10 protein-coding genes are annotated in these 7,549 nt (G+C 63.3%); 4 read left to right on the forward strand and 6 right to left on the reverse strand.

Annotation, left to right across the window (positions count from 1 at the left end):
* Positions 1–3: 3 nt before the first annotated feature.
* The 3 genes from C2R25_RS12330 to C2R25_RS12335 form a co-directional block, all read right to left on the reverse strand.
* Positions 4–741, reverse strand: coding sequence for a dienelactone hydrolase family protein (locus tag C2R25_RS12330; protein WP_103729494.1), 738 nt, complete (start codon positions 739–741; stop codon positions 4–6).
* Positions 742–784: 43 nt separating this feature from the next.
* Positions 785–958: a hypothetical protein gene (locus tag C2R25_RS20450; protein WP_158250662.1), complete on the reverse strand. Its 174-nt coding sequence runs from the start codon at positions 956–958 to the stop codon at positions 785–787.
* Between the two features lie 70 nt (positions 959–1,028).
* Positions 1,029–1,256 carry a hypothetical protein gene (locus C2R25_RS12335; RefSeq protein WP_103729495.1) on the reverse strand — a complete coding sequence of 76 codons (228 nt, stop codon included), beginning with the start codon at positions 1,254–1,256 and terminating at the stop codon, positions 1,029–1,031.
* Between the two features lie 339 nt (positions 1,257–1,595).
* Between C2R25_RS12335 and C2R25_RS12340 the strand changes: the two genes are divergently transcribed.
* Positions 1,596–2,591, forward strand: a complete 996-nt coding sequence (locus tag C2R25_RS12340; RefSeq protein WP_103729496.1) for a sensor domain-containing diguanylate cyclase — start codon at positions 1,596–1,598, stop codon at positions 2,589–2,591.
* Between the two features lie 135 nt (positions 2,592–2,726).
* On the forward strand, positions 2,727–3,266 hold the full coding sequence (locus C2R25_RS12345) for a hemerythrin domain-containing protein (RefSeq protein ID WP_103729497.1): 540 nt from the start codon (positions 2,727–2,729) through the stop codon (positions 3,264–3,266).
* Positions 3,267–3,419: 153 nt separating this feature from the next.
* Here the strand turns inward: C2R25_RS12345 and C2R25_RS12350 are convergent, their stop codons facing one another.
* Together C2R25_RS12350 and C2R25_RS12355 are read right to left on the reverse strand one after the other, a co-directional pair.
* Complete coding sequence (locus C2R25_RS12350; protein ID WP_103729498.1) at positions 3,420–4,091, reverse strand: Crp/Fnr family transcriptional regulator; 672 nt, start codon at positions 4,089–4,091, stop codon at positions 3,420–3,422.
* Between the two features lie 170 nt (positions 4,092–4,261).
* Complete coding sequence (locus C2R25_RS12355) at positions 4,262–4,804, reverse strand: hypothetical protein (protein WP_103729499.1); 543 nt, start codon at positions 4,802–4,804, stop codon at positions 4,262–4,264.
* 358 nt (positions 4,805–5,162) lie between these two features.
* Between C2R25_RS12355 and C2R25_RS12360 the strand changes: the two genes are divergently transcribed.
* Both C2R25_RS12360 and C2R25_RS12365 read left to right on the forward strand, forming a co-directional pair.
* A complete protein-coding gene (locus tag C2R25_RS12360) occupies positions 5,163–6,002 on the forward strand; it encodes a hypothetical protein (protein ID WP_103729500.1) in 840 nt (279 codons plus the stop codon).
* Positions 6,003–6,124: 122 nt separating this feature from the next.
* Positions 6,125–7,174 carry a DUF1440 domain-containing protein gene (locus C2R25_RS12365; protein ID WP_103729501.1) on the forward strand — a complete coding sequence of 350 codons (1,050 nt, stop codon included), beginning with the start codon at positions 6,125–6,127 and terminating at the stop codon, positions 7,172–7,174.
* Positions 7,175–7,232: 58 nt separating this feature from the next.
* Here C2R25_RS12365 and C2R25_RS12370 read toward each other — a convergent pair.
* Positions 7,233–7,549, reverse strand: a 317-nt coding sequence (locus tag C2R25_RS12370) for an oxidoreductase C-terminal domain-containing protein (protein ID WP_304465944.1), incomplete at its 5' end; no start/stop codon positions are given.

Raw genomic sequence — 7,549 nt, forward strand, 5'->3', positions numbered from 1 at the left:
GGCCTAGGTCGGCGGCTCGAAGGCAGCGTCGAAGACCGCCAGCATGCTGTTCCATGAAGCCTGCGCCGCTTCGGGGTCGTAGGCCATGCGAGAGTCTCCAAGATCCCCGACGCCCCGATTTGTAAAGCTGTGCAGCGCCTTGCCGTAGACGCTCATCTGCCAGTCGGCATCGGCAGCCATCATCTCCACCTGGAACGCCGCGACGTCCTGCGGCGGCACCAGCGGATCGAGGGCACCTGTGAAAACGGCGACTTTCGCCTCCACCGTCCCGCGCTCTGCAGGTCGGGCCGTTGAAAGAAGACCATGGAAGCTGGCGACTGCGCGGACCGGATAGCCGCTCCTTGCCAGTTCCAGAACGGCAAATCCGCCAAAGCAGTAACCCAGTGCCACGATGCTGCTGGCCTGAACCCCGGGCAGGATCGCAAGAGCGTCTACCGCTGCGCGCACCCGGCCGCGCAGGAGTTCGGGATCGGATCGAAAGCGCTGCAGGGCGGCCTGCATCTCATCCCCTTCCAGCACCCTCCCGTTGCCGTGCATGTCGGCCGCGAAAGCAAGGTATCCAAGGTCCGCCAGCATGCTGCAGTGCCTTCGCACGTTGCCGCCTATGCCATCCGCCTCATGGACCACCAACGCGGCCCTGCCGTTCGGCGCCATCGGGCGGTAAAGTTCGCCGGAAAGTTTCACCTCTCCATCATGATAGACGTAGCGCTCGCCAGCTTCCGGCTTCCCTGCTTCAGACATCGGCTGCCCTGCTCTCCATCGCCACACCCTCCCCCGCGAGAAATCAGTTCAGACCGGTATAGTCGCGGCGATCCGACTGCTCTTCAGCCGCCTTTTCCTTCACGTGCGAGATATTGTATCCGACAAAAATTACAGCCACGATCGCGACCACAATGGCCACGATGGTGACCCCGGCCTTGCGTTTACGCTTCGTGCTGGGTTCATCAGGATTGTTCATGAGAGTATGCCTGTTCTGGTGCTTGCGGACGGTCGAAGAGCCTGTGAACCACTCGGTTCGTGGCTGTCTGTCAGGTTCCGCCGGGTTGATCGCTTTCCGGTGCATGGTCGGGCTCGCGTTGCGTGCCAGCCTGCACCTTCGCCTCAGCGAAAGCCACGTCTTCAGATTGTGTGCGGGCCACGGGACGCGCGCCGGCACCTCCGGTCCCCGCCGTGTCATGACCGGGATTGAGCTTTTCGTCGGCTTTTTGCTCTTTGCCCTTCGCGGCCGCGGTCGAAGGCGGATTCTGGTCAACCATAGGGTAGTCTCCAGCGTTGAACGTTTGAGAGACGCAGCGCGCGAGCCGCGTTGTCTCAGCCTGCCTCAGCAACCATCGGTCCCGCAGGAGGGTTCCGTACTTATTCCATCGGTCGCATCGCCCCGACCGGCCGCACTCACGATCGGGCCGAAGTTGCCGTAGTGTTCCGCTCCATATTGATCCCTCGATCCCGCATCATAAATAGGGACCAATGACACGCACCTTCGCTCATAATTCGTTTGTATCAGGCTGCGCATCGCGGAAACCGCCGTCTTCCGGAGTGGATTACCGTCCAGTTTCCAGAGGACGTGAGGCTTTCGCTCCGGCAAGGCTCAGCGGATGACTGAACCTCCCCTTGCGGAGCATGAGAACGAGCGGCTGGCAGCGCTGTACCGGCTCGATATCCTTGATACCCCGCCTGAAGAGCCGTTCGAACATGTCATCGCTCTTGTTCGATCGGTTCTCGACGTGCCGATGGCAGCCGTCTCCCTCGTCGACAAGGACCGGCAATGGTTCAAGGCTCAGGAGGGGCTGAACGCGTCGGAAACCGACCGCAGTGTCTCCTTCTGCACGCATACCATCGCAAAGGACGAGCCGTTTTCCGTGCCGGATGCGTTGGAGGATCCCCGCTTCTCCACGAACAGCCTGGTCACTGGGGAGCCGGGGATCCGTAGCTACGCCGGAGTGCCCCTCCGCACGCCCGATGGCTTCGCGGTCGGCGCGCTTTGCGCCATGGACAGAAAGCCCCGCCGCTTCACGGACGCAGAAATGGAGATGCTGGCGAATTTCGCCAGGATCGTGGAAAATGAATTTGCCCTGCGGCGCATGGCCGAGCAGGATTCGATGACGGGCGCCCTGACCCGCCGCGCCTTCTGGGATCAGGTTCGCCACGAGATGGAGCGCTACAAGCGCCACGGGCGCCCCTGCTCGCTGGTGCTGGGCGATCTCGATCACTTCAAGCACGTGAACGACACCTATGGCCACCCCGCCGGAGACGCGGTCCTGACGGAGGTCTCCAGTCTCGTGCTGGCCACCAAGCGCACCATGGACGTGCTCGGCAGGTTGGGAGGAGAGGAATTCGCGCTGCTACTCCCCGATACGGAGGAGAGTGACGGGTTCAGGGCCGTCGAGCGGTTTCGAAAGCTTCTGGCCGGCCATGAAATCGCCTTGCCAAGTGGCGAAACGCTGCGGGTTACGGCAAGCTTCGGCATCGCCGGGCTGACGCCGGATATCCTCACGGTCGAGGCGTGGATGAAGCGTGCCGACGAGGCGCTTTATCGCGCGAAACGCGCAGGCCGCAACCGCTGCGAGTGCGCTGCGGACGAGCCGAGGTAAGAGGCTAACCCAAGTGAACGCCGCATCCGCAGACGGAACCTGCGGCGTCATTGTCACTTCCGACCATGGTAAACGGAACGCTCTTCCATGACACTCTAACGGAGCGCCCGGCACATCCATGCAAGGAGATCGCCTATGTCTTTTCTGGACCGCGCCATCGCAGCCATAACGCCGCCCGAGAGCGATGAAAAACGAATGGAGGCGCGCCGAGCCGCCCGCGAGAAGGCAATCACCGGCGGATGGTTCTCTCAGGTGATCGATGAACACGAGGCGATTGAGAATGCCTTCGCGCAGGTGCATCAAGCGACCGACGCCGATGCGCGCCGGAAAGCAACCAAGCGCCTTGCCATTCTGCTGACGGGACATGCCAACGCAGAGGAAGCGGTGCTTTACCCTGAAATGGCCGACACCGGGCACAAGACGCACACCAGCATGGCCTATGAGGAACAAGCCATGACCAAGGTCCAGTTGGCCCTGCTCGAGAAGATCGACCCCATGTCGCAGGACTACCTCGATAAGCTCGAGCACATCCGCGGCGCGGTGACGCATCACATGTATCAGGAGGAGAGCGATTGGTTCCCCGAGCTCCAGGCCGAGGTTCCGGAGGACCGCCAGACCTTCCTCTCGAATCGCTTCCGGGAGGAGGTCACCCGCTACGTCGGCGCTGACGCCTGAACGAAGCCGCAATGATCTTCGGCCCGAACGGTGTGTTCGGGCCGAAACTGCGTGCACGCGCCCAAAGGTGTGCCCGTACGTATCGTCGCCTGACCGATCCGAAAACCAGGTGCCGTGACCACGGGAGGCCGGTGCATTCCGTCGTCAACCTCCTCAGGCGGCGAGTATCCTGCGATCGGCGGCCGGATCACGCCCGGGAGCCGCTTCGGCTTGCGACAGGGAGGGAATGCCGAGCGCTTCTGGCTTCGGAAGGTGCAGCGTCTTGCCACTGAAGCGCACGAGTCCGCGGCTGCGCAGGTCGCCGAGCACTCTGTTCACGTGGACCGGGGTGAGCCCAACAACATCGGCGATGTCCTGCTGAGTAAGCGGCATCGTGCAGCAGTTCTCGACGATCTGCTTGTGCGAGCGCATGCGCTGGAACAGTTCGGCAAGCAGATCTGTGACGCGCTCGATTGCCGACTTGCGACCTAGGCTCACAATCCAGGATGTCTGACGATCGTGGGCCTCCAGAACGCCCCGAAGCAGTTTCATCACGCCGTCCCCCGGCTTGGCGTGGATCCCCGCCAGCGGCACCGTTTGCGCCTTGACGGGTGTCAGGGCGACGATCGGCAGGTCGGACTTGCCGGAGAGCAGCCATTGCGGCTCACAGTAGTCGCCTGGCAAAAACAAAGCTGTGATCTGGCGTCGTCCGTCAGGCAGAACGCAGTAACGGCTCGCCCAGCCTTCCTGAAGCTTGTAGACCTTGTCCTGCACCTCACCCTTGTGTGCGAGATGTTCATGACGCCTGAATTGACAAATGCGCTGGGCATCCTGTTCCGTCCGCATCTAAATCCTCGCGGTTGCCCCCCCGGGCACCATTTGCGTAACCTGCTTCACGCGTTTCTATATTAATCTATGTTTCCAGCCTGTATCTTTAGCGACGAAACGAAGGTATCGTACGTCAAGATGTGCGTCGCGGACAAGGTATTCAGGAAAAATCCATATTTCATACGACGCTACACCTCCCATGCCATAAGGGCATCTTGGTAGGCTCGTTCTTCGTTGCGCCGACGTTGCTCCATCGTTTGCACCTCTTCTTCCATGCGGTTTCGAAGAGCCTCACGCTCGCGGCGCAACACCTCGATTTTGCGTTCGACTTCTTCGAGCCGCCTCGCAAATTCTTCGCGCGTCCGGGACAAGGCTGCCTCTGCTCTGTCCAGGCGAGTTCGGCTCGGCTTGCGACGCGGCGTCCTCGCAGTGGCGGATGCCGCGCCGTTTTTCCTGAGGGCGCTTTTTTTCTGTATGGATGGTGAGGAACTGTTCCCCGCTGCTGCAATGTGTTGGGCGACCGTCCCGCGCGGAACACGGATGACGACACCGGGCTGCGCCAGGGCCGCCTTGCCGTCTCCAGCGTCTGTGACGACTTCCGCCGCCCCGCTTGAGAACAGATCCTTGTCCGCACCCCACGCTTCCAGAGCGGCCTTGCGGCTGGTGGCGGCTACATAGGCGTCATGGAAGCCGATTGCAGTTCTGAAGACCTTGAGCGGGCGTTTGGCCATAACTGATCAATGCAACTACTCCGGATGTCACACTGCCACTGCCACCGACACTAACATGGATCAGACGTTCCGCTCCGGAAGCCGGCCCGTCCGTTCCGGACGCGTCTCCGCGGATCATGCCAAGACACTGTCTGTGGCGTCCGAGTTTGAACGAAGGCATGAGGTACTACGCAGAGCCGGAGAAGTTGAACCCTTTGGGGGCACCGATCCACGAGATGTGACCTGCACGAATGCAACTCAGGCGCCCACGATATAGGCGTCGGCCTCGCCAAACCGGGCCTTTGGGATGTTAGATGTACTGGACTTCGCCGTTCTCTGCTTAGGGGAAACAAACCCACAGCACCGCCGTTCAGCCGTCATGAACAAGACCGGCGCAACAGCCCACAGCCCCTCCGGCTCACGCTTCCTCGTGCTGCTGACGGCACTTCTCCAGATCGTGACGCCGGCCCTGCCCGGGCTGGGGTTCGGCGAGCCCATCGGGTCGCAGTCCGACGCAGTGCGCACGCTTATCACGCCAGCGGGCTGGGCCTTCTCGATCTGGGGGGCGCTTTACACCGGTTCGCTGGTGTTCGCCGTTTACCAGCTTCTTGCCAGTAATCGCGACAACCGGCTGCTCAGGCAGATCCGGATGCCTGCGGCGGGCGCGTTCCTAGGCAACGCCGCATGGGCGGCCTACGTGCAACTGTACGGGCTCAGCTTCGTGTCCGCCATCATCATCGTGTTCACTCTCCTCAACCTGCTCGCCATCCTGGCTCGCCTGGCGGCTTGGGACGAAGGCTTTACGGTGGGCGACAGGTGGTGCATCGCCCTCCCTCTGTGCGCCCTCTCCTCGTGGTTGACGGCCGCCACCATCGTGAACATAGCAGCCTCCCTGCGCTTTCACGGCGTGGACGCCGGCCCCGCAGCACCTGTGATTGCAGGCGCCATCGTGATCGCCGGCGGCATCATCGCCGCGCAGGCCTTGTTGCGTACGCAGGGCAACCCGCCTTTCGCAGTCGTTTTTCTCTGGGCCCTAGGCGCGATATTCGCAGCAGGCGGACAGAGGGAAGGCATCGTGGCCGCCGCAGTCGTGATCGCCGCGGTGCTTGTCCTGCTCGCCACTATTCGCGGACTCCGCCACGGCGGAATGACACATTACTTCGGAGGCTCCTCTTCGCTCGCGGCAGGCGGAGCACGCACTGCAACCGTGCGTCGATGATCGCAGCGAAAAGGCGCTCTGCCGAATAAGGGCGCGGGTTGGCAACCGCCGGTCAGCCGGGCGGGAACCCTCCCGCGGCGATCTGCTTCCTTGAAAAAAGCTGGATAGCAAAGGATTCCCCGATGACGGCAAACGCGCAGCACGAACGACAGACGGTGGACGTACTGGTGGACCTGGAGAGAGGCGCTGCAGCTGGTGCACTGGCAGGATTTGCGGCTTCCGCGGTCATGAACGGCTTTCAGTACATGGTCACGCCGCTTCTTCGCCCGTCGAGCGCCGGAGGTCCTCCCGCCACCGAACAAGCGGCCGACCGCGTTGCGCTTCTGATCTCGGGCGCACGCCTGGACGACGCGGACCGCAAGCCGGGTGGAACCGCCGTCCATTATGTGGTGGGCACGCTGACCGGTGCTCTTTATGGCAGCCTTGCAGAAGCCCGTCCCGGCGTGGCGCGCTGGAAAGGCATGGCCTTCGGCCTCGCCTGCGCCACTCTGGTCGACCAGCTTGCCGTTCCGCTGACCGGTCTGGCCCGTCCTCCCTGGCGCTACACGCTGCGGACTCACCTCTACGGGTACATCTCTCACGTGGTGTTCGGCGTCGTCACCGAGGCAATTCGCAAGCGTCTTCGCGAGCGCCCCTCCGAGCGAGAGGCCCGGACCTCCACCACGCTGGACGACGTGTCCGTCCCGCTGCTTCTGGGCCTCACCAGCGGGCAGCGGACGTTTACCGCGCCCACGGCCGTGACGATCGCTGCGGCAAGCAGCGGCCTAGGCCTTGAGGGGACGCCACTTCGCCTGCTCTCCTCCCCCTGGGCGGGTGCGCTCATGAGTGCGGCGGCCGTCGGCGAATACGTGATCGACAAGCGCCCCGGCGTCCCCCCGCGCATCTCCCCGCCCGGTCTGACCGGCCGCCTGCTCAGCGGCGCCCTTTCAGGCGCGGCGGCGGCGCGGCCGGGCAAGGCGTGGTTTGCAGCCGGGGTCGGCGCTGCTGGGGCTCTGGTGGGCAGCTACGTCAGTTACCGTATCCGCATGAAGTTGGCTGAGGCTTTCGGCAGGGACAAGCCCGTCGCCTTCGCGGAAGATGCGCTGGCCGTGCTGGGATCCGCCGCCGTTGCAAGCTATGCAGCGATGCGCCAGAAGCAGCGCGAAGCCGCACCACTGGCGCAGGCAGCCTGAACTGACGACCGTCGTCTGCGCTCCTCCCCACCGTGAGCGGACGATGGGGAGGCTAGGGTCAGACGAGTTCCTTGAGCGGAGTGGCCGCGTCGGCAAGGCGCTCGAGGTCAGGCCGCGCGCCCGCTTCGACGAGCTTGCGGCCCTGGACGTAGTCCTTGACCATGTTCACGCAGTCCAGCGCCAGCACCTTGCCGTCCCTGAGGTAGACCACCGAGAAGCTGCGCGCGCTCACGTCGCCCCGGACGACAGTCTGGTCGAAGCCCATGTTGATGCCGGCGGTCTGCAGGCGCAGGTCATACTGGTTCGACCAGAACCAGGGGAACGCCTTGTACGGCTTCTCGTCGCCGCAGATGCCCTTCGCCACACAGGTCGCCA

The sequence above is a fragment of the Novosphingobium sp. HII-3 genome, assembly GCF_002916655.1.
GTDB classification, from domain to species: domain Bacteria; phylum Pseudomonadota; class Alphaproteobacteria; order Sphingomonadales; family Sphingomonadaceae; genus Novosphingobium; species Novosphingobium panipatense.

What these genes read in the sequence shown, in the direction of transcription:
- C2R25_RS12330 (WP_103729494.1), bottom strand. Translation starts at nt 741, where the DNA reads ATGTCTGAAGCAGGGAAGCCGGAAGCTGGCGAGCGCTACGTCTATCAT.
- C2R25_RS20450 (WP_158250662.1), bottom strand. Translation starts at nt 958, where the DNA reads ATGAACAATCCTGATGAACCCAGCACGAAGCGTAAACGCAAGGCCGGG.
- C2R25_RS12335 (WP_103729495.1), bottom strand. Translation starts at nt 1,256, where the DNA reads ATGGTTGACCAGAATCCGCCTTCGACCGCGGCCGCGAAGGGCAAAGAG.
- C2R25_RS12340 (WP_103729496.1), top strand. Translation starts at nt 1,596, where the DNA reads ATGACTGAACCTCCCCTTGCGGAGCATGAGAACGAGCGGCTGGCAGCG.
- C2R25_RS12345 (WP_103729497.1), top strand. Translation starts at nt 2,727, where the DNA reads ATGTCTTTTCTGGACCGCGCCATCGCAGCCATAACGCCGCCCGAGAGC.
- C2R25_RS12350 (WP_103729498.1), bottom strand. Translation starts at nt 4,091, where the DNA reads ATGCGGACGGAACAGGATGCCCAGCGCATTTGTCAATTCAGGCGTCAT.
- C2R25_RS12355 (WP_103729499.1), bottom strand. Translation starts at nt 4,804, where the DNA reads ATGGCCAAACGCCCGCTCAAGGTCTTCAGAACTGCAATCGGCTTCCAT.
- C2R25_RS12360 (WP_103729500.1), top strand. Translation starts at nt 5,163, where the DNA reads ATGAACAAGACCGGCGCAACAGCCCACAGCCCCTCCGGCTCACGCTTC.
- C2R25_RS12365 (WP_103729501.1), top strand. Translation starts at nt 6,125, where the DNA reads ATGACGGCAAACGCGCAGCACGAACGACAGACGGTGGACGTACTGGTG.